The following is a 19,612-nucleotide window of genomic DNA, read 5'->3' on the forward strand; positions in this document are numbered from 1 at the left end:
CCCATGTATTTCGCATAATATATCTTAGGCGATAAATGGATGGGACGATCTGCTAAGTCGTTTCTGGCCTGAACTACCGCCCCGCTGCGGTCTGTCGCTGCGTCCAGGCGGCCAGACGCGTCTGCGCATCCCCCTCAATGTCCGCATAGAACAGATTATAGGGCCGCGCCTTGCGGCGGTCGGCCCAACTGCCACGATTGCTGAAGGATTCAGCGGTCGCGGCGCTGTGGCGCAGCAAGCCGTCACGGCACTGGCTGGACACCTGCCGGTCCAGGATGGCAGGCCTCACCGACCATTCCAGCCCTGTCGCGTTGGCGCCGCCGCGATGACGACGGGCGTCGGCGCGCTCTGGACCGTCGTCCCCCGTCACCGGATTGACGCAGAGCGCACGGCGGTCGGCCAGATCCTCAAGCCGATCTCGATCGTTCCACACCAGGGCCCGGCGGAAACGTCGCGCCGCGGCGCCGTCATCGTCGTCTCCCACCTGAGACCAGCCCACGACGCAGCCGACCTGAACCCGGTCGTGGCAGGCCGGTGTCTCGGGCGCCAAGCGATCCGCAGCCACGATGGCGTCCAGCAGATAGACCGACACCAGACGTCGCCTCAGGGCCGCATCAGGGGCCACCCGGTCCCGCACCAGCCGATCCAGAAGCTCGGCGCCCTGCTCCACCCCAGCGAGAATGATCGGGCCGTCGGGGTGAGCCTTCAGCCACTGCTCGAACGCCGCCTCTATATCGCGATAGGCGAAGGCGCGCGCGTCGCGGGCGTCGCGGCGCAGGGTCAGGCGAGTGTAGAGGCTGGCCTGCCGATAGCGGGGCGCGCTGACGCCCCCCAGCGGCGCGAACGGCCCGGCGTAGTTGGGCAGGACGACACGGGCCAGATAGGCGTCGGCCGCCGGGTCGCCAATCGGGGCGTTCCAGGCGCGGGGAGCGTCGAAGGTCGTGGAATGGACGAAGAAGATCGCGGCCGGACCGGAATTGCTCAGCCGGGCATCCCTCAGCGCCCAGGCCGACGACCGGGCGTAGTCCGGCGCGGACGGCGGGGTATAGGTCTGGAACGGCGTCTGGGGGTCCATGGCGGCGATGCGGATGTCGCTGCGCCAGACGAAGGTCGCCACTGTAATCAGGAAAACGAGGAAGAATCCGCACCAGCCGACCCACTGGCGGAAGGTCAGGCGCGGCCCTCTCATCGATACGGGTCCGGGCGGCTCAGGAAGTCCTGGACGTAGCGGCGGACCCCCTCTTCCAACGGCGTGGATTGACCCGGGTATCCGGCGGCGCGGAGGCGGTCCATGCGAGCCTCGGTGAAGTACTGATAGCGCTCGCGGATGGCCTCGGGCGTGTCGATATAGGCGACGCTGGGCTCAATCCCTGCCGCCGCGAAGGTCGCGTGGGCCAGGTCGAGGAAGGACCGCGCCCGGCCCGATCCGGCGTTGTAGATCCCCGACACCTGCGGCGCCGTCAGCAGCCAGGCGATGATGTCGACCACATCGTCGACGAAGACAAAGTCACGCATCTGGCCGCCGTCGGCATAGTCGGGCCGGTGCGAGCGGAACAGGGTCACCGTCTGGCCCGCCGCCACGCTCGGCCAGATGCCGGCGATCACCGACTTCATCCCGCCCTTGTGACCCTCGTTGGGGCCATAGACGTTGAAGAATTTCAGCCCCGCCCATTGCGGCGGCGCATGGCCGCGACCGGCCTGACGCACCGCGTACTGATCGAACAGCAGCTTGGAATAGCCATAGGCGTTGAGCGGACGAAGGGCGGCGAGGCCCTCGGCGCTGTCGTCATCGTCGAAGCCCTGATCGCCATCGCCATAGGTCGCGGCCGAAGAGGCGTAGATCAGCCGCGTGTCGTGCGCGACGCACCAGTCCCACAGGTCGCGCGACAGAGTGAAGTTGGTGCGCAGGATCAGGTCCGCGTCCGGCTCGGTCGTCGCCGAGACGGCGCCCATATGAACCACGGCCTCGATGGCGTCGGCGTGGCGGTTCAGGCGGTGGAAAAGCTCTTCCGGCAGCCAGAAGTCGGCCACGGCATGCTTGACCAGGTTCTTCCACTTGGCGTCGTCGGCCGAGCCCAGGCGGTCGCAGACGACGATGTCGTAATGGTCCTCGGCCGCCAGCCGGGCGACGACGTTGGAGCCGATGAAGCCCGCCCCGCCGGTGACGACGATCATGCGTCGGCTCATGCCGTCTCTCCGGCCAGCTTGGCGATGGTGCGGGTGGTGGAATAGCCGTCCTCGAACGTCGCCAGCCGGACCTCTCCGCCCCAGCTCTCGACCAGATCGCCGCCGACCACGCCCTCGCGCGTGTAGTCCGCGCCCTTGACCAGAACGTCGGGCCGCAGCCGCTCGATCAGGGCGATGGGCGTCGGATCGTCGAAGGCCGTCACGCGGTCCACGCTGGCCAGTCCGCCGATGACGGCGGCGCGGCTGTCCAGATCGTTGACGGGACGTCCCTCCCCCTTCAGCCGCCGCACCGAGGCGTCGGTGTTCAGGGCCACCACCAGCCGGTCGCACCATCCCCGCGCCTGGGCCAGATAGGCGACGTGACCGCGATGCAGGATGTCGAAACAGCCGTTGGTGAAGCCGACGCGCAGCCCCTGTCGCCGCCACCCCTCGACCTCGGCGGCCAGTTCATCGACCGGCGACACCTTCGCATAGGCCAGCGAGGCGTGCTGGCTCATCTCGGCCTCAATCAGTTCCTGTGGCGTGACCACGGCGGTGCCGCTCTTGGCCACCACCACGCCCGAGGCGAGGATGGCGAACCGCACGGCGTCCTCCAGCGAACGGCCGGCGGCGAGCGCAAGTCCCAAGGCCGCCATACAGGTGTCGCCGGCGCCGGAAACGTCGAACACCTCGCGCGCCCGGCCGGGGAAATGCTGCACGCCGCCGCCGCGCCGCGCCAGGGACATGCCCTTGCCGGCGCGCGTGACGACGATAGCCTCGGCGGTCGTGGCGTCCAGCAGAGCCGCCAGGGCCGTTTCGATCTCGGCGTCGGTCCCGACCGGCAGGCCGGTGGCGCCCGCGAGTTCAGAGGCGTTGGGCTTGATGACGGCGACCGCGCCGTATCGAGCAAAGTCCCTGCCCTTCGGATCCACCACCACCGGGGCGCCGGACTTCAGGGCCGCCTCGATCACCGGATCATCGATCACGCCCTTGGCATAGTCAGAAAGAAGAATGACGGAAGCGTCTGAAAAAACGTCATTCCCATCGAAGGCGGCCTTCGCGGGCGCCTCGTCGTCCTGGCGCAGCAGCTGCTGTCCGGAAGCCACGTAGCGGGTCTTCACAGTCGTCGTCGCATCAGCGGGGCGAGCGATAAAATCCTCGATATCAGCCTCCGCCGCGACCAGCTCGGCCAGGCTGTCGCCGGCCGCATCCTGTCCCGTGACGGCGCCGAGCCGCGCGCGACCGCCCAATGCGGCGACGTTACGGGCCACATTGCCCACGCCGCCGGGCATGACGACGGTCCGCTGGGTTTTCAGGACCGGGATCGGGGCCTCGGGCGAGACGCGGCTGACCTCGCCATAGACGTAGCGGTCCAGCATCAGGTCGCCGACACAGGCGACCGAGCGGCCCCGTGCGTCGTCCAGCAGCCTCTGCAACTCGCCCAGGTTCAGTGCGTGATCCGCCATGCGTCCGGCCTATCGGATTCAGGCGGCCCCGGAAAGCCGGACCTGCATGCGCGACTTTGTCAGGTCGTCATAGGCGATCAACTCGGCGGCCAAGGCTTCGAACTGGTCCAGCGGCACCATGTTGGGGCCGTCCGACGGGGCGTGGTCGGGATCGGGGTGGGTCTCGATGAAGACGGCGTCCACGCCCACGGCCACGGCGGCGCGCGCGAGGACCGGCACAAACTCGCGCTGGCCGCCCGAGGAGGTCCCCTGCCCGCCCGGTTGCTGGACGGAATGGGTCGCGTCGAACACGACCGGGCAGCCGATGTCGCGCAGGACCGGCAGAGCCCGCATGTCCGAGACCAGGGTGTTGTAGCCGAAGCTGGCGCCCCGCTCGCAGGCCATGACGTTCGGATTGCCCGCGCCCGTGACCTTGGCGACGACGTTCTTCATGTCCCAAGGGGCCAGGAACTGGCCCTTCTTGATGTTGACGGCCCGGCCGGTGGCGGCGGCGGCCAGCAGGAGGTCGGTCTGGCGGCTGAGGAAAGCGGGAATCTGCAGCACGTCCACGACCTCGCCCACCGGCACGCAATGCGCCTCGGAATGGACGTCGGTCAGGGTCGGCAGGCCGGTGACCTCGCGGATCTCGGCGAAGATGGGCAGGGCGTCCTTCAGGCCAATGCCGCGCGCCGCGGTGGCGCTGGTGCGGTTGGCCTTGTCGAAACTGGTCTTGTAGATGATCCCGACGTTCAGCCGCTGGCCGATCTCCTTCAGGGCGTGAGCCGTTTCCAGAGCATGCTGGCGGCTCTCCATCTGGCAGGGGCCGGCGATGAAGGCGATGCGAGCGCCGCCGCCGATGACGACCGGCGTCTGGATGCCGTTGCCGGACAGGGTGATGACGGCGTTGGGTGCGCTCACGGGCGGGAACCTTCTCTGGCGATCGGGTCTTGGCCTCGGAGGCCGAATTCGATCTGGACGGGGCGGCTTCTGCCGCGACTATGGGGCGTTCAGGTGGCGTGTCTCGCCGACTGATTCAAGTTATCACGGAGAGAGCGCGCGTGACCACAACGGCCCGAACCAGCAAGGCGCCCGTCATCCTGTGGTTTCGGCGCGACCTGCGCCTGCACGACAACCCCGCGCTGGAGCGGGCGTTCGCGACCGGGCGGCCTGTCCTGTGCCTCTATGTGCTCGACCCCGCCCAGTGTGGACGGGCCTCGGGCGCGGCGTCCCTGTGGTGGCTGGACAAGTCCTTGCGGGCGCTGGCCGCATCGCTGGCGGAGCGGGGCGGACGCCTGATCCTGAGGCGGGGCGACTCTGAGACCGAGTTGCGCCGCCTGATCGACCAGACCGGCGCCGACGCCGTCTACATGAACCGTCTGTTCGAGTCCGAGGGCTTCACCCGCGACGCCGACATCGCCCATGCACTGAAGGCCGAGGGCGTGGAATGCCAGGGCTACAACGGCGCGCTGCTGACCCGCCCGGGATCGGTGCTGAACGGCTCCGGCGGGCCCTACAAGGTCTTCACCCCGTTTCTGAAGGCCCTGCTGGCTCAGGCCGAACCGCCGCCCCACACCCTCGGTCCGCGCGACATGTCGGGTGCGTCCAAGGTCGCCAGCGACGACATCGACGACTGGGGACTGCATCCGATGCGTCCCGACTGGTCCGGCGGCTTCGACTGGACGCCGGGCGAGGCGGGGGCGACCGAAGCCCTGTCGCGCTTCATCGCAGGCGGACTGAAGACCTATGGCAAGGGACGAGATCATCCCTCGGAGCCCGGGTGCAGCCGCCTGTCGCCCCACCTGCACTGGGGCGAAATCTCGCCCTGGCGCGCTGTTCAGACAGCGCGCGACGCAGCCGCCCACGGCAAGGTTCCGGCCGCCGAGGCGGAGAAGTTCGTGGCGGAGATCGGCTGGCGGGAGTTCTCGGCCCATCTGCTGCACCATTTCCCGACCTTGCCCGATCGCGCCTTCCGGCCGGAATACGAGGCCTTCCCCTGGCGGGACGACGAGGCCGGGTTCCGGGCCTGGACGAAGGGCCTCACGGGCTATCCCATCGTGGACGCCGGCATGCGCCAACTCTGGACCACGGGCTGGATGCACAATCGCGTGCGCATGATCGTGGCCTCCTTCCTCATCAAGGATCTGCTGGTGGACTGGCGGCGAGGCGAGGCCTGGTTCTGGGACACGCTGGTGGACGCCGACCTGGCCTCCAATGCGCAGAACTGGCAGTGGGTGGCGGGTTCCGGCGCCGACGCCGCCCCATATTTCCGCATCTTCAACCCGACTGCCCAAGGCGAGAAGTTCGACGCCTCGGGCGCCTACGTCCGGCGCTGGGTTCCGGAGCTCCGCGGCCTCAACGACAAATGGCTGCATGCGCCCTGGACAGCGCCGCCCGAAATCCTGCGCGCTGCGGGTGTTCGCCTGGGGACCGACTATCCCCGGCCCATCGTCGATCATGGCGAGGCTCGGGACCGGGCGCTGGCGGCGCTGAAGGTCGTGTCGGCGTCGCGCGGGGACGACTGATCACTCTATCGGCGTCGCGCCGAGCAGGAGCCGACAGGCCTCGGCCTCATCCAGCAACGCCTTCCGCTTCTCTTCGCCGAAACCGTCCAGCGTCCGATAGGGCATGGCCAGTCGCGGGTTGTCGCGCAGTCTCGCCCGATTGCGCTCCAGAAATCCCCAATAGAGCCGGTTGAAGGGACAGGCCCCCTCCCCCGTCCTGGCTTTCACGTCATACCGGCAGCCGCCGCAGTAGTCGCTCATCCGGTCGATATAGGCCCCTGAAGCCGCATAGGGTTTGGAGCCGACGATGCCGCCATCGGCAAAGGTCGCCATGCCCCGGGTATTGGGCATCTCCACCCACTCGTAAGCGTCGGCGAAGACCACCATGTACCAGTCGTCGACCTGATCCGGGTGGACCCCCAGCAGCATGGCCAGATTGCCGGTCACCATCAGCCGCTGGATGTGATGGGCATAGGCATGGTCGCGTGCCGATTTCACCGTATCGGCCACGCAGGCCATGTCGGTCTGACCCGACCAGTAGACCCACGGCAGGTTTCGGTCGGCGTCGAGAAAGTTGCGGGACCGGTATTCCGGCGTCTTCAGCCCGTAGATCCCGCGGACGAACTCCCGCCAGCCCAGGATCTGGCGAATGAAGCCCTCGACCGCGTTCAGGGGCGCGTGGCCGTCCCTATAGGCCACCTCCGCCCGGCGGCAGGCGTCCAGGGGGTCGATCAGGCCCAGATTGATCGAGGTCGAGATCAGGGCGTGCCACATCCACGGCTGGTCGTGGGCCATGGCGTCCTGCCAGTCGCCGAAGCGCGGCAGGATCTCGGCGATGAAGTCGGCCAGCACCTGCTCGGCCGCCTCCGCCGTCGTCGGCCAGCCGAAATCATCCAGATCGCCGAAATGATCGGGAAACAGCCGGGCCACATCGGCCAGGGCCTCGCGGGTCACCGCATCCGGGGCGATCCGCAGCCGTTTCGGCGGTCGGATGTCGCGCGGCAGGCGTTTGCGGTTCTCGGCGTCATAGTTCCACTGGCCGCCCTCCGGCTGATCGCCGTCCATCAGCAGTCCCTGCTCGCGCCGCATCTCGCGGTAGAAGAACTCCATCCGAAGCTGCCGCTTGCCGGAGGCCCAGCGACGGAACCGGTCGTGCGAACACAGGAACCGGCCGTCCTCGCGCACCTCGACCGGCATCGGCGACGATTCGACGAAAGCCGAGATGGCCTGAGCGAGCCGCCATTCTCCGCATTCGGTCATGACCACGGAGGTCGCGCCGATCTCCTCCAGCGCCCGCTGGATCTCGCCGACGATGGAATGGCGGTTGGCCGGGTCGTCGATACGGACATAGCGGACCGCCACGCCGCGCTGCGTGAGCCGATCCGCGAAATGGCGCATGGCGGCGAAGGTCAGGGCGATCTTCTGCTTGTGGTGCCGGACATAGGTCGCCTCGTCCCGCACCTCGGCCATCAGCACGACATCCGCCTGCGGATCGAGGCCGTCCAGCGCCGAGAGGCTGTCGGACAGCTGATCGCCCAGCACCAGTCGCAGCGCGCCCGTTCGGGCTGTGGTAGGGGTGGCCAATGCGCTCTCCTCTGATCACCACTGACGAACTCGCGGCTAATCTGGATGATCCACGACTGAGGATCATCGACGCCTCGTGGCATCTGGACGGTCGCGATGCGCGCGCCGACTTCGAGGCCGCCCGCATTGCCGCCGCGGTCCATTTCGATCTGGAGGCGGTGTCGGATCACGACAGCCCCCTGCCCCACATGCTGCCGACGCCGGAAGCGTTCGCGGCGGCGGCGGGCGAGTTGGGCGTCAGCGAGACGGACACCGTCGTCGTCTATGACACCGTGGGCCTGTTCTCCGCCCCGCGCGTCTGGTGGACCTTCCGCCTGATGGGGGCCCGGGATGTGAGGGTGCTGGACGGCGGCCTGCCGAGATGGCTGACGGAAGGTCGACCGGTGGATCGTTCGCCGCCCGTCGCTCCGGTTCCGGCCGTCTTCCGCGCGATCCGCCGCGCTTCCGATGTCGCCGACCTGCCGACCGTGCTCGGCGCTCTGACCGGCGAGGCCCAGATCGTGGACGCCCGCCCGGCGCCCCGCTTTCGGGGCGAGGCGGCAGAGCCGCGCCCGGGCCTGCGCTCGGGCCATATGCCGGGCGCCCTGAACCTGCCGTTCAAGACGCTGTTGAGCGACGACGGCGTCCTGCTGCGGGGCGAGGCCCTTTCGGCGCGGTTCGCCGAAGCCGGGGTCGATCTGGACCAGCCGATCATCACCAGCTGCGGCTCGGGCGTCTCCGCCGCCATCCTGACCCTGGCCCTGGCCGAGCTGGGCCGCGACAGCGCCGTCTATGACGGCTCCTGGGCCGAATGGGGCGGGCGGGACGACACTCCGGTCGCAACCGGCTGAACCGCCCCGCCTCAGGGGTCAGACCGCCGGGGCGGTCGGTTCTTCCAGCCCCTCAGGCACGCTGTCGTCGCTCTCGCCGCGCGAGACGACCGTAGCCAGGACCAGGTCGCCGGTGACGTTCAGAGTCGTCCGGCACATGTCGAGGAAGCGATCGACGCCGAGGATCAGGCCGATGCCTTCGGCCGGCACCCCGACCATGACCAGGATCATCGCCACGACCGGCAGGGAGCCCGCAGGGACGCCCGCCGTGCCGACGCCGCCGAGGATGCAGACCAGCATCACCACGATCTGCTGGGTGATCGTCAGGTCGATCTGGAAGAACTGGGCCAGGAACAGCACCGTGACCCCCTCGAACAGGGCCGTGCCGTTCTGGTTGGCGGTGGCGCCGACGGTCAGGACGAAGCGGGCGATCTTGCGCGGCAGGCCCAGCTGGGTTTCCGCCGCCTTCAGCGAGACCGGCAGGGCGGCGTTGGACGAGGCGGTCGAGAAGGCCACGACCATCGGCTCGCGCACGCCCCTGAAGAACTTCATCGGCGACATGCCGGCCCCCAGCCAGACGACCAGCGGATAGACGACGAACATGTGGATCGCCATGGCACCGACGGCCACGCCGACGTAGGCGGCGAGCCGCACCAGCAGGTCCCAGCCGAACAGGGCGGCCAGATTGAACATCAGGCAGGCGATGGCGATCGGCGCCAGTTTGATGAAGAGGTTGATGAGCTTCATCGCGACCTCGAAGACGCCCTCGATCCCCTTCTGCAGGTGGTCGGTGGCGGGGCTCTTGGCCATCACCAGCCCGATGCCGAAGAACAGGGCGAAGATCATCACCGGCAGGATCTGGTTCTCCGCCGCCGCCGTGAAGAAGTTGGACGGCACCAGCTCCAGGAAGAACTGGCCGAGCTGGATGCTCTCCGGCGCCTTGTCCACGATATTGGCCGCGCCTTCCCTGCCCGTCTCGAGCAACTGTGCGGCGAGAATCGGGTCCACGCCCGCACCGGGTCGGAAGACGTTGACCATAACCAGGCCGATCACGACGGCGATGGCGGACACGACGACCGTCAGCAGCAGGGTCTTGATCCCCGCCCGGCCGAGGCTCTTGAGGTCGCCCATCTCCGCCACCCCGACCACGAGGGCCGAGAACAGCAGGGGAATGACCATCATGAACAGCAGGCGCAGGAATATCTGCCCGATCGGGCCGGTGACGTTGGACGTCAGCCAGACCACCCAGGGAGCTTCCGCACCGAAGCTCAGGTGAACGAACAGTCCCCCGCCCAGGCCGACGAGGAAGCCGATCAGCATCAGCCAGTGAAGCGGCAGCTTGCCGGGTTTGGTCTCAGTCATTCGTCCCCCTCGGGCGGAAAATCGTCACGAACGCTCGAACGGGATCAGCCCCCCGGCCGGCCGGTTCAGTCTCAGCGCACGGGCAGGCCGTAGATCAGTCCGCCGGAACGCGCGTTCCATTGTGCATTCAACCCGCGCGTCAGGTCGAGAGGCGATTGCGGTCCCAGGTTCCGGTCGAAGATCTCGCCGTAGTTTCCCACGGCCCCGATAGCAGAGGCCGCCCAGGTCTTCGACAGCCCAAGAGGCGCCCCGAAATCGCTCTCCAGTCCCAGCAGACGCCGCACGCGCGGGTCGCGGCTGTCCTTCGCGAGGGATCTTACGTTGTCGCGGGTGACACCCAATTCCTCGGCCAGGATGACGGCGTTCAGGGTCCAGCGCACCAGGGCCGTCCACTGTTCGTCGCCACGGCGCGTCACCGGGCCCAGGGGCTCCTTGGAGACGATGTCGGCCAGGATGGCGTGCTGCTGCGGGTCGGACAGGGTGGTTCGCGCCGCGGCCAGGGCCGAGATGTCGGCGCTGAAGGCGTCGCAGTCCTCCCGTGCATAGGCAGACCGCGCCGCCTCCTCGTTCGGGGCGACGACGGGGGTATAGGCCAGTCCGCGCGACCGGAAATCGTCCGCGAGATTGAGCGCGCTGGTCGATCCCGACGCCACGCAGATTCGCGCGCCGTTCAGCTCGGACGCCGAGTTCAGATCCAGAGAGCGCCGGACCAGGAAGCCCTGGCCGTCGTAGTAGTTGATCCCGGCGAAGGCGAAGCGCCCCTCGGTATCCTTGGTCATGGTCCAGGAGCTGTTGCGCCACAGGACGTCGATCTGGTCGGAGGCCAGGGCGTCGTATCGGGTCTCGGCCGTCAGGGGGGTGAATCGCGCCCGCTCAGCGTCGCCGAAGATGGCGGCCGCCATGGCGCGACAGAAGTCGATGTCGAACCCACGCCACTGGCCGCGATTGTCCTGGACCGCGAACCCGACCAGTCCCTGATGCACGCCGCAGCGCAGGTAGCCGCGCTGCCGGACGGCCGCGAGGGTCGCACTGGCCCGGGCGCCGGTCTGGGCGGCCGGGGGCGGCGCGCCGGCGTCCGGGACGCCGGGTTCGGCCTTGCGATCGTCGCAGCCGCTCAGGACAGCCGCGCAGGCGAACACGCCCGCCGCCGCCCGCCATCCCGTCACCCTCTCGCGCATCGCCGCTTTCGAGCCCATGCCTCGCCTCGCCGCCTGCGCCCCCACGCTTGCACCACAGGGCTTTTTGACGCCTTTGGAGGGCGATCCGCAACCCGTTCTCGACCACTCGCCTCAACGAATCGACCCATGGCCGCTCCGACAGACCGCACCCGACTGATTTCCGGCGCCACGAAGCGCGGCGGAGGTCGTCGGCCGGTCAGTCCGCCGATCGAACGAGCGTCCACCATGCTCAGCGACAGCGCGGCCTCCATGCGCGACCCGGCCCTGGGACCGACCTATGGCCTGGACGGCGGGTCTGCGGCCCGGGCCCTGCGGTCCGCTGTGGCCGACCTGGAGTGCGCTTCAGACGCCTGGATCGTCCCCTCGGGGCTGGCCGCCGTGACCGTGCCGCTTCTGGCCCTGCTGCGGCCCGGCGACGACGTCATCGCCACCGACGCCCTCTACGGCCCCAGCCGCCGGTTCCTGTCCCGCTGGATGGCCGCGCGAGGCGTGACGACCGTCTATCACCCGGCCGGGGCCGACGCCGGGGCCGTCGCGGACCTAATCGGCGAGCGCACGCGGCTGATCCTGATCGAATCGCCGACGTCCCTGACCTTCGAGATTCTGGACGTCCCCGCCCTGGCCGCCGCCGCCCGGGCGCGCGGGGTGCTGACGGTCATGGACAACACCTGGGCTGCGGGACTGGCGTTCAAGCCTCTGGCCCATGGCGTGGACGTCAGCGTTCAGGCTCTGACCAAATACGCCTCCGGACACTCGGACGTGCTGATGGGCGCCGTGGCCGTTTCGGACCCCGCCCTTGGTCGCCAGATCGAGGCGACGATCGAGGATCTGGGCTGGCACGTCTCGCCCGATGACGCCTGGCTGGCCCTGAGAGGTCTGCGCACCCTGCCGCTGCGCTACGGGGAGCAAGGCCGGTCCGGATTGCGCGTCGCCCAGTGGCTCCAGGGCCGGCCCGAGGTCGCCCGCGTCCTCTATCCGCCCCTGCCGACGGATCCGGCCCACGTGCTTTGGACGCGAGACTATTCGGGCGCCGCCTCGATCATGGGGCTCGTCATGAAAGGCGGCGACGAGGCGTCCGCCCATGCCTTCCTCGACGCCCTGACCCTGTTCGGTCTCGGCTGGTCCTGGGGCGGGTTCGAGAGCCTGGCCACGCATGAGACCGGGCAACTGCCATTCCGTCAGACGCCGCCTATGATGGAGGGAGAGTTGATCCGTCTGCACATCGGTCTTGAAGACCCCGCGGACCTGGTCGCGGATCTCGAGCTCGGTCTCGCAGCCTGGCGGGTCGCCGTCGGCTGACCCGTCAGTTTTGCTGGATTTCCGGCATCAGGCCCAGCACCACCTGACGCATGTTGCTCTGCGGCCTCAGCATCGCGCGCAGGAAGTTGGTCGTGTTGCCGGCCGCGCCGGTGAAGGCGAACGTGGCCTCCGAGAAGGTGCAGTCGATGACATGTGGCGGAGCGCCGCCTTCATAGACCAGCTCCGCCTTCTGGAAATCCACGTTCGTGAACGTCTTGCCGTCCAGCTTGATACGGCCTTGGAGAACTTGTCGCTTCGGTTCGGTCATGGCGGCGTTCCCATCTGCAAAAGCCGTGGCGCGCCCAGCAGGACTCGAACCTGCAACCGTCCGCTTAGAAGGCGGATGCTCTATCCGGTTGAGCTATGGGCGCGAAGAGGGGCCTAACTAGTGCGAGGCGCGGCGGGCCGCAAAGCAAAATGGGCTGGGCAAAGGGCCAAACCCTGAGAGACGGGCTCAAGTCGCGGAGCGACCGCGTCGCGAGCGGCCGCCCCCTCTTCCTGATTTAATGCGTCCAGGACTGTTTGCGGTTGGTGGCGAAGTTGTCGGCATAGGCCTTGAGGATCAGCGGCGGGTCCTGGGGCTCGTGCAGTCGGAAGGGGATGCCGTGCCGCTCGGCATAGGCGATGGCCTCGTCGCGCGTCTCGAAGGTCAGCCGGACCTGTCCGTTCATGTCCGCCGACCCGGTCCAGCCCATGAGAGGGTCGATGGTGCGGGCGGAAGCCGGCTCGAACTCCAGCCGCCAATCCTTCGACTTGGCCTTGCCGGACTGCATGGCGGTCTTGGCGGGGCGATAGATACGGGCCAGCATGACAGTTCTCGCTCCACATCGAAGAAGCGCTCCGGGCGCCTCGCCGATCCCGGCGCTCAAGCCGCGAGCGACCGCGTCGCGAGCATAGCGCCACTAAAATCATGGTCGGAGTGAGAGGATTCGAACCTCCGACCCTCTGGTCCCAAACCAGATGCGCTACCAGGCTGCGCTACACTCCGGCGGCGGGATTTGCCACGTTCGGTCAGCCGCCGCAAACCCCAATCCGCAAATCTATGGCCAATTGCCGAAGAAGGGGTGCTCGACCCTGTCGCCGGCCTTGGCGCCGATCTCGGTCATCCGCCCTGCTCTGACCTCCAGCACCCCCTTGGCCGCGCCATAGGACGGCAACGGCTGCTCCGAAAAGGGCGTGGCGTTGTGGGCGATGGAGACGATACGACCGTCGGCGGCGACATAGACGATGTCCAGCGAGCTGGGCGTGTTCTTCATCCAGAAGGACTGTTCCGCCGGCGCCTCGAACTGGAACAACATGCCGCGATCGTCGGCAAGCGGCGGTCGGAACATCAGCCCCTTCTGGCGCTCCGGCTCGTCATCGGCGATCTCGACAAGGAAGTCATGCCGTCCGCTGGATGTGACGACGGTCAGGGGCTCGAGGGGACGGCCGGCCGCATCGACCGGCGGCTTGGGCGCGCAGGCGGCGGCCAGCAGCATAAGGCCGACAAACAGGCGTCGCGACAGGGGCATGGGCTTGGCTCCGGGAAGGCCTCCATCGAACCCGCTCTCTCGCCCCCCTGTCAATCGCGGTGTGGGGCGGCGGTCAGCTCGGACGAATCTCGGCCACGACCAGCCCCTTGGGCCCCTGGGCGAAATGAACCCGCACGGCTTCGCCGGGCAGCAGATCATCCAGGCCAAACCGGCGCAGGGTTTCGATATGGACGAAGATGTCCGTGGCATCACCGGGGCGAACCACGAAACCATAGCCCTTGGTCCGGTTGAACCATTTGACCGTGGCGGCCTCCAGCCTCGGATCGTCGGCAAGGATTTCTGCGCGCGGCTCGGCGCGTCGGGTCGGCGTAACCAGGGTGGGCGGTTGGGTCAGGGCGTGGATCCGCGTCACCTGCCATCCCTTGGGACGTTCAGCGCAGTCGAACTGAATCTCGGCGCCTTCTCCTGCGACGTCCTGGCCGGCCTCGCGCAGGCAACTCACATGCAGGAGGACGTCACGTCCCCCGGTCTGGTCGGGCGTGTCGGGAACGACGAAACCATATCCCTTTCCCGGATCAAACCACTTCACACGCCCGCTGAGCCGGACCGCGTCCGGCTGCGGGAGTCCATCCTGTTCGGACAATGCAACCCCCCACATGTCCACGCACCCTTGTGAACCTGATCCGTTTACCACGGTTCCGCGAACGGACGAAAACAGAAAACTGCATGTTTCTGTCACGCATCGCCCGGAATGGGGACAATGCCTGCATGCTGCGGCGCAAAATGACGGACGGCTGCAAGTTTCGGCCTCAGCCATAGGCGCGTCGGCAGAGGCGACAGGCCGAGTTCCTGCGAATACGACACCCAGCCTGGAGCCGTATCGGAACTCAAAAACATAAATATGAGGAATGCCCCGCGTGGCAGTCCCTAGGGGAGTCGAACCCCTCTTTTCAGGTTGAAAACCTGACGTCCTAACCGATAGACGAAGGGACCGCTGCGCGGGGAGCCGGCGATATAGCCGCCGATTCCGAGGGTTGCAACCCCTCTTTGGCCGGCTGGGTCCGAACCCTGGCTTTCAGCTCAGGCCATGCGCGGATCGGCGGCGTCCTCGATCTCGAACTGCACACCGCGACGCCCGTTCCAGTCATCCGCCTTTAGTCGTCCAGCAACGTTCAGGCCGCCCTGCCCAGCCAGCAGAGCCTTGCCCAGCGGCAGGTCGGCGCAGCGCCAGGCGATGGCCCGCACCGAGGCGCCGTCGGCGCCGACCAGACGGCATCGAACATGGCCCCCGTTCATGGCGACGGGCTCGCGCGCCTGCACCCCGTTCAGGGCGAACAGAGGCTCCGGGTTGGCCGGGCCAAAGGGCGCCAGGCGCTCGAAATCCTCGAAGAGCGCGCGCGTGGCGCTGGAGGGGTCGATCAGGGCGTCGATCTCGACCAGATCCAGGGCCTCGGCCGCGACCTGCTCCTCCGCCATCCGGTCGTTCAGGAAGTCGCGCAGCCGGCCGATATCTTCCACTCGGACCGTCAGCCCGGCCGCCATGGCGTGGCCGCCGCCGGCCAGCAGAACGCCCTCGGTCCAGGCCGCCTGCACCGCACGGCCCAGATTCATGCCCGGCTGGGACCGCCCCGAGCCCTTGCCGATGCCGTTGACGGCGTCCACGCCGATGACGATGACGGGCTTTCTCCAGCGCTCCCGCAGCCGCCCGGCGACGATCCCGACGACGCCCGGGTGCCAGTCCTCGCCCTCGACCACGACCACGGCCGAGCCGTCGGCGTGATGACCGGTCGCCTCGACCCGACGCACGGCCGCCTCGGTGACGTCCCGCTCCACATCACGGCGCGCCAGATTGAGCGCGTCCAGCTCCTGCGCCAGCGCTGCGGCCTCGACCGGATCGTCCGTGGACAGCAGACGCGCGCCGAGGTCCGATTTGCCGATCCGTCCGCCCGCATTGATGCGGGGGCCCAGGATGAAGCTCGCGTGACTGCTCTTGGCCGGCGCCTGCTCGGCGCCCGCAGCCGACAGCAGGGCGGCGAGCCCCGGATTGCCCCAGTCGGACATGACCCTCAGCCCCAGACTGGTCAGGGCGCGGTTGAAGCCGGTCAGGGCGGTCACGTCGCAGATCGCCCCCATGGCGGCCAGATCCAGCCACTGGCGGATATCGGGCTGGGGCCGGTCGTCGGTGAATAGACCCCTCGCCCGCGCCTCGCGGTTCAGGGCCGCCAGAAGGACGAAGACGACCCCGGCCGCCGCCAGATTGCCCTGGCCCGAGTTGCAGCCCGGGCGGTTGGGATTGACCACGGCCAGGCAGGCGGGCGGCTGTTCGCGCATCATGTGGTGGTCGATGACGACGACGTTCAGGCCGATGGCCGAGGCATGGGCGACCGCCTCGTTGGCCGCCGCGCCGCAGTCGACGGTGACCACCAGATCGGCCCCGCGCGCCTTCAGCGTGTCGAAGGCGCGGGCGCTTGGGCCATAGCCCTCCGTCAGCCGGTCGGGCACATAGATCGGCAACTCGGCCCCCATGGCCCGGAACCAACGGACCAGCAGGGCCGCGCTGGAGGCGCCGTCCACGTCATAGTCGGCGAAGACATGGATCGACCGACCGGCCTGCAGCGCATCGACGATGGCGCCGGCCGCCACATCCATGTCCAGGAAGCTCGACGGATCGGGAAACAGGGCCTTGAGCGTGGGCGTGAGGAAGTCCGCCCCTTGATCCGCCCGCACCCCGCGCGCCGCCAGGGCCCGGGCCAGGGGCTCCCTCAGACCCAGGCCCTGAATGTGGGCGCGGACCACGGTGGGGTCGGCCGGGCGCTGACGCCAGGCGCGGCCCGAAAGGGAGCGGGCGACCTCGAGGAAATCGGACAAGATGCGCCTACTGACGGCGAGGGATCGGCGGCGGCGCCTTGCCGCGTTCACGCAGGCCGGCGGCCCAGGCCTCGATCTCGGCCTCGGTCTGCCGCGTGGCGGGCGAAATCTGGACGGCGGCCAGTCGCGCGCGGACGTCGCTTTCGAAGACGGCGGGATCGCCGAGACGCCACTCGATGCGCGCCACCTCGCCCTGCACCCGGCTGTCGGCGGCGCCGAGGGCCGCGACGCGCGTGGCCACCTCGGCCGGTGCCGGCGTGTCGGTGGACGTCTTGGGGAAGTCGGCCCAGCGCGGATAGGTGCGGTTGGCGTCCACCAGGGCCTGGACCTGGGCGGCGATGGGCGAGTCGCTGCGATCGGCCTCGAACGCCCCGGCGCATCCGCCCAGCATCGAACCTGCGGCGAGGATCGCCGCCGTCGCGGATCGAGCCCTGATCTTTTTCATCGCGCGACCGTTCATTTCGGGACCGGTCATATGCCATGATCGGACCCGGCGAAAGGGCGGCGGTGGACGCCCCGGGCCCAACAGCCCCTGAGCGGGCCCCAAGCTGGAGGATTCGCCTTGGCCAAGACGCCCGTCACGCCGCCGCCGGTCTCGACCGCGCCGCGCAAGTCCGGTCGCCCGACCTCCGCCCGTCCCGCGCGGCCGAAGGCGATGGCGGCTCCGGCGCCCGAGACCGAAACGGCGCCTCCCCCGCCCCAGCCTGACCCTACGCCCCGGCTTGAAGCCGCTGCCGAGCCCTTCGTCTCGGCTGAGGCGCAGCGGGAGATGATCGAGACCCTGTCCATCAACCTGGCCAAGGCGGCGATGACAGCCCAGACCGCCATGGCCGAGGCGGCCATAAACCAGGCGGGTCGGATGCAGGCCCAGATGCAGGACGGCGGCGCCGCGCCCGCCGCCCCGTCCGCCGATCCGTTCAACATCGGCCCGGCCATGAGCACGGTGATGACGGGCCTTGCGGCGCGCCCGGACAAGCTGTTCTCCGCCCAGGCCGACCTGTTCAACCGCTACCTGGACCTGTGGAGCACCGCCTCGCGCCGCGCCGCCGGCGAGCCGGTCGCCGAGACCGTCAAGGACAAGCGGTTCAAGGACCCGGCCTGGTCCGAAAACCCCATGTTCGACATGATGCGCCAGTCCTATCTGGTCACTTCGGACTGGATGAACGGCCTGATCTCCGGCGTCGAAGGCGTCGATCCGACGGTGAAACGCCGCGCCGAGTTCTTCACCAAGCTGCTGACCGACGCCTTCTCGCCCGCCAACTTCCTGGCCTCCAACCCGGCGGCCCTTAAGGCCATGGCCGAGACCAATGGCGAGTCCCTGGTGCGGGGCATGCAGAACTTCGCCGCCGACCTCGAGGCCGGGATGGGCAAGCTGCGCATCAGCCAGGCCGACTACGGCAAGTTCACCGTCGGCGAGAACGTCGCCACCGCGCCGGGTCAGGTCGTCTGGCGCGACGAGCTGTTTGAACTGATCCAGTACGACGCCGCCACCGACAAGCAGCGCGCCATTCCCCTGCTGATCTTCCCGCCCTGGATCAACAAGTTCTACATCATGGACCTGCAGCCGGCGAACTCGCTGATCCGCTGGCTGTCGGCCCAGGGCTTCACCGTCTTCGTCTGTTCCTGGGTCAATCCGGATGTCGACAAGGCCGGGTTCGGCTTCGACGACTACCTTGAGAAGGGTATCTACCGGGCGACCCAGAAGGTCATGGACCAGACCGGTCAGGACCGGCTGAACACCGTCGGCTACTGCATCGGCGGCACCCTGATGGGCGCGGCCTTGGGTCATATGGCGGCCAAGGGCGACAAACGCGTCAACGCCACCACCTTCTTCGCCGCCCAGCACGACTTCCAGGAAGCGGGCGACCTGCTGCTGTTCACCGACGAACACTGGCTCGCTCAGGTGGAGCAGTTGATGGACGACGCCGGCGGAGTTCTGCCCGGCGCAGCCATGGCCGACACCTTCAACGCCCTGCGCGCCAATGATCTGATCTGGTCGTTCTTCGTCTCGAACTATCTGATGGGCAAGTCGCCGGCGGCCTTTGACCTTCTGTTCTGGAACGCCGACCAGACCCGCATGCCGAAAAAGCTGCACATGGACTATCTGCGCCAGCTCTACGGCCAGAACCGGCTGACGAAGGGCGAGTTCGAGATCGGCGGGGTCAAGGTCGACCTGTCGAAGGTGAAGACGCCCCTCTATTTCCAGGCGTCCAAGGAGGACCACATCGCCCCGATGGGCTCGGTCTATCGGTCGGCCAGGGCCTTCGGCTCGGACGACGTCACCTTCACCCTGGCAGGCTCGGGCCATATCGCCGGAGTCATCAACCCGCCGTCGGCCAACAAATACCAGCACTGGATCAACCCCGCCCTGCCCGACACCGTCGCCGAATGGCAGGCCGGCGCCGAGGAGCATCCCGGCAGCTGGTGGAACCACTGGGCCGAATGGCTGCATGCGCGCTCGGGCGACTGGATTCCCGCGCGCGATCCGTCCAAGGGACCGCTGAAGCCGCTCGAGCCGGCCCCCGGTTCCTATGTGAAGGTCAAGTCTTGAAGTCTCTCGAGCCCAATATCCTGCTGGCCGTCACGACCCTGGTGGCGCTGGTGCTTCTCGTCATGACCGCCAGCGTCTTCGGCGAGTCGGGACAGACGCTGAAGTATGTCATCCTCGCCGCCGTCTGCATTCCGGCTTTGGTTGTCGGCAACGGCTTTCTGGCCAAGCGCTCGAGTCGGGCAAGCCCTGCCATGGTCTCTCGCGAGGCGCCCGCCACGGCGGTCTGGGCGGCGATCGTGCCGGGGCTGGTGATGCTGTTCGCCTTGGTTCCCGTCCTGTTCGGCGGCTTCGATTACGGCCTGCTGGTCATTATCGGCGCCGTGCTGGCCGGAGTGACGGTCGAGTCGGCGATCAAGGCCAACCGCAAGGGCTGACCG

At 68.3% G+C, this 19,612-nt stretch carries 18 protein-coding genes and 3 tRNA genes; 5 read left to right on the forward strand and 16 right to left on the reverse strand.

The annotated features are described in order from the left end of the window. Positions 1-73: 73 nt before the first annotated feature. The 4 genes from ACT6QK_RS02280 to kdsA are packed head-to-tail and all read right to left on the reverse strand — an operon-like array spanning position 74 to position 4,577. A complete protein-coding gene (locus tag ACT6QK_RS02280) occupies positions 74-1,189 on the reverse strand; it encodes a DUF3089 domain-containing protein (RefSeq protein ID WP_444596208.1) in 1,116 nt (371 codons plus the stop codon). Beyond that, positions 1,186-2,187, reverse strand: a complete 1,002-nt coding sequence (gene rfaD / locus ACT6QK_RS02285) for an ADP-glyceromanno-heptose 6-epimerase (RefSeq protein WP_444596209.1) — start codon at positions 2,185-2,187, stop codon at positions 1,186-1,188. Before rfaD ends, ACT6QK_RS02280 begins: the two co-directional genes overlap by 4 nt. Continuing rightward, on the reverse strand, positions 2,184-3,632 hold the full coding sequence (gene rfaE2 / locus ACT6QK_RS02290) for a D-glycero-beta-D-manno-heptose 1-phosphate adenylyltransferase (RefSeq protein ID WP_444596210.1): 1,449 nt from the start codon (positions 3,630-3,632) through the stop codon (positions 2,184-2,186). The genes rfaD and rfaE2 overlap by 4 nt, the downstream gene beginning before the upstream one ends. An 18-nt stretch (positions 3,633-3,650) precedes the next feature. Beyond that, positions 3,651-4,577 carry a 3-deoxy-8-phosphooctulonate synthase gene (kdsA, locus tag ACT6QK_RS02295; protein ID WP_444596244.1) on the reverse strand — a complete coding sequence of 309 codons (927 nt, stop codon included), beginning with the start codon at positions 4,575-4,577 and terminating at the stop codon, positions 3,651-3,653. A gap of 92 nt (positions 4,578-4,669) precedes the next feature. Here kdsA and ACT6QK_RS02300 point away from each other — a divergent pair, with 92 nt between their 5' ends. Beyond that, a complete protein-coding gene (locus ACT6QK_RS02300; RefSeq protein WP_444596211.1) occupies positions 4,670-6,133 on the forward strand; it encodes a cryptochrome/photolyase family protein in 1,464 nt (487 codons plus the stop codon). Here ACT6QK_RS02300 and ACT6QK_RS02305 read toward each other — a convergent pair whose 3' ends face one another. Beyond that, positions 6,134-7,696, reverse strand: a complete 1,563-nt coding sequence (locus tag ACT6QK_RS02305) for a cryptochrome/photolyase family protein (RefSeq protein ID WP_444596212.1) — start codon at positions 7,694-7,696, stop codon at positions 6,134-6,136. Between ACT6QK_RS02305 and sseA the strand changes: the two genes are divergently transcribed. Further along, the gene (gene sseA / locus ACT6QK_RS02310; RefSeq protein WP_444596213.1) at positions 7,696-8,526 is read left to right on the forward strand and encodes a 3-mercaptopyruvate sulfurtransferase; all 831 of its coding nucleotides are present in this window, start codon (positions 7,696-7,698) and stop codon (positions 8,524-8,526) included. The two genes, ACT6QK_RS02305 and sseA, sit on opposite strands and share 1 nt — an antisense overlap. Before the next feature lie 18 nt (positions 8,527-8,544). Here sseA and ACT6QK_RS02315 read toward each other — a convergent pair whose 3' ends face one another. Further along, positions 8,545-9,867 carry a dicarboxylate/amino acid:cation symporter gene (locus tag ACT6QK_RS02315; protein ID WP_444596214.1) on the reverse strand — a complete coding sequence of 441 codons (1,323 nt, stop codon included), beginning with the start codon at positions 9,865-9,867 and terminating at the stop codon, positions 8,545-8,547. A 71-nt stretch (positions 9,868-9,938) separates the two neighbouring features. After that, the gene (locus ACT6QK_RS02320; protein WP_444596215.1) at positions 9,939-11,063 is read right to left on the reverse strand and encodes an amino acid ABC transporter substrate-binding protein; all 1,125 of its coding nucleotides are present in this window, start codon (positions 11,061-11,063) and stop codon (positions 9,939-9,941) included. Between the two features lie 108 nt (positions 11,064-11,171). Between ACT6QK_RS02320 and metC the strand changes: the two genes are divergently transcribed. After that, entirely contained in the window at positions 11,172-12,344 is a 1,173-nt protein-coding gene (metC, locus tag ACT6QK_RS02325; RefSeq protein ID WP_444596216.1) for a cystathionine beta-lyase, read from the forward strand. A 4-nt stretch (positions 12,345-12,348) separates the two neighbouring features. On the opposite strand, the gene ACT6QK_RS02330 is transcribed toward metC, so the two are convergent. The 9 genes from ACT6QK_RS02330 to ACT6QK_RS02370 form a co-directional block, all read right to left on the reverse strand. Further along, the gene (locus ACT6QK_RS02330) at positions 12,349-12,612 is read right to left on the reverse strand and encodes a hypothetical protein (RefSeq protein ID WP_444596217.1); all 264 of its coding nucleotides are present in this window, start codon (positions 12,610-12,612) and stop codon (positions 12,349-12,351) included. A 26-nt stretch (positions 12,613-12,638) separates the two neighbouring features. Next, positions 12,639-12,715, reverse strand: a tRNA-Arg gene (locus ACT6QK_RS02335). Positions 12,716-12,847: 132 nt separating this feature from the next. Continuing rightward, on the reverse strand, positions 12,848-13,153 hold the full coding sequence (locus ACT6QK_RS02340) for an ETC complex I subunit (RefSeq protein WP_444596218.1): 306 nt from the start codon (positions 13,151-13,153) through the stop codon (positions 12,848-12,850). A gap of 102 nt (positions 13,154-13,255) precedes the next feature. Next, positions 13,256-13,332, reverse strand: a tRNA-Pro gene (locus ACT6QK_RS02345). 52 nt (positions 13,333-13,384) lie between these two features. Next, the gene (locus ACT6QK_RS02350) at positions 13,385-13,855 is read right to left on the reverse strand and encodes a DUF192 domain-containing protein (RefSeq protein WP_444596219.1); all 471 of its coding nucleotides are present in this window, start codon (positions 13,853-13,855) and stop codon (positions 13,385-13,387) included. 73 nt (positions 13,856-13,928) lie between these two features. Next, the gene (locus ACT6QK_RS02355; protein ID WP_444596245.1) at positions 13,929-14,474 is read right to left on the reverse strand and encodes a cold-shock protein; all 546 of its coding nucleotides are present in this window, start codon (positions 14,472-14,474) and stop codon (positions 13,929-13,931) included. A gap of 260 nt (positions 14,475-14,734) precedes the next feature. After that, positions 14,735-14,809: transfer RNA gene (locus ACT6QK_RS02360), tRNA-Glu, on the reverse strand. 87 nt (positions 14,810-14,896) lie between these two features. Further along, a complete protein-coding gene (recJ, locus tag ACT6QK_RS02365; RefSeq protein ID WP_444596220.1) occupies positions 14,897-16,684 on the reverse strand; it encodes a single-stranded-DNA-specific exonuclease RecJ in 1,788 nt (595 codons plus the stop codon). 7 nt (positions 16,685-16,691) lie between these two features. Beyond that, the gene (locus ACT6QK_RS02370; RefSeq protein WP_444596221.1) at positions 16,692-17,129 is read right to left on the reverse strand and encodes a hypothetical protein; all 438 of its coding nucleotides are present in this window, start codon (positions 17,127-17,129) and stop codon (positions 16,692-16,694) included. Positions 17,130-17,453: 324 nt separating this feature from the next. On the opposite strand from ACT6QK_RS02370, the gene phaC reads away from it, so the two are divergent. Next, positions 17,454-19,235 carry a class I poly(R)-hydroxyalkanoic acid synthase gene (gene phaC, locus ACT6QK_RS02375; RefSeq protein WP_444596246.1) on the forward strand — a complete coding sequence of 594 codons (1,782 nt, stop codon included), beginning with the start codon at positions 17,454-17,456 and terminating at the stop codon, positions 19,233-19,235. Next, positions 19,232-19,609, forward strand: coding sequence for a hypothetical protein (locus ACT6QK_RS02380; RefSeq protein WP_444596222.1), 378 nt, complete (start codon positions 19,232-19,234; stop codon positions 19,607-19,609). The genes phaC and ACT6QK_RS02380 overlap by 4 nt, the downstream gene beginning before the upstream one ends. Positions 19,610-19,612 lie beyond the last annotated feature (3 nt).

It is taken from the genome of Brevundimonas sp., from assembly GCF_052436175.1.
In the GTDB taxonomy this organism is placed as follows: Bacteria; Pseudomonadota; Alphaproteobacteria; order Caulobacterales; family Caulobacteraceae; genus Brevundimonas.

Coding starts and splice junctions, on each gene's coding strand:
- rfaD (WP_444596209.1), bottom strand. CDS start 2,187: ATGAGCCGACGCATGATCGTCGTCACCGGCGGGGCGGGCTTCATCGGC.
- rfaE2 (WP_444596210.1), bottom strand. CDS start 3,632: ATGGCGGATCACGCACTGAACCTGGGCGAGTTGCAGAGGCTGCTGGAC.
- sseA (WP_444596213.1), top strand. CDS start 7,696: ATGCGCTCTCCTCTGATCACCACTGACGAACTCGCGGCTAATCTGGAT.
- phaC (WP_444596246.1), top strand. CDS start 17,454: ATGATCGAGACCCTGTCCATCAACCTGGCCAAGGCGGCGATGACAGCC.
- ACT6QK_RS02315 (WP_444596214.1), bottom strand. CDS start 9,867: ATGACTGAGACCAAACCCGGCAAGCTGCCGCTTCACTGGCTGATGCTG.
- ACT6QK_RS02340 (WP_444596218.1), bottom strand. CDS start 13,153: ATGCTGGCCCGTATCTATCGCCCCGCCAAGACCGCCATGCAGTCCGGC.
- metC (WP_444596216.1), top strand. CDS start 11,172: ATGGCCGCTCCGACAGACCGCACCCGACTGATTTCCGGCGCCACGAAG.
- ACT6QK_RS02280 (WP_444596208.1), bottom strand. CDS start 1,189: ATGAGAGGGCCGCGCCTGACCTTCCGCCAGTGGGTCGGCTGGTGCGGA.
- ACT6QK_RS02370 (WP_444596221.1), bottom strand. CDS start 17,129: ATGAAAAAGATCAGGGCTCGATCCGCGACGGCGGCGATCCTCGCCGCA.
- ACT6QK_RS02330 (WP_444596217.1), bottom strand. CDS start 12,612: ATGACCGAACCGAAGCGACAAGTTCTCCAAGGCCGTATCAAGCTGGAC.
- ACT6QK_RS02320 (WP_444596215.1), bottom strand. CDS start 11,063: ATGGGCTCGAAAGCGGCGATGCGCGAGAGGGTGACGGGATGGCGGGCG.
- ACT6QK_RS02355 (WP_444596245.1), bottom strand. CDS start 14,474: ATGTGGGGGGTTGCATTGTCCGAACAGGATGGACTCCCGCAGCCGGAC.
- ACT6QK_RS02350 (WP_444596219.1), bottom strand. CDS start 13,855: ATGCCCCTGTCGCGACGCCTGTTTGTCGGCCTTATGCTGCTGGCCGCC.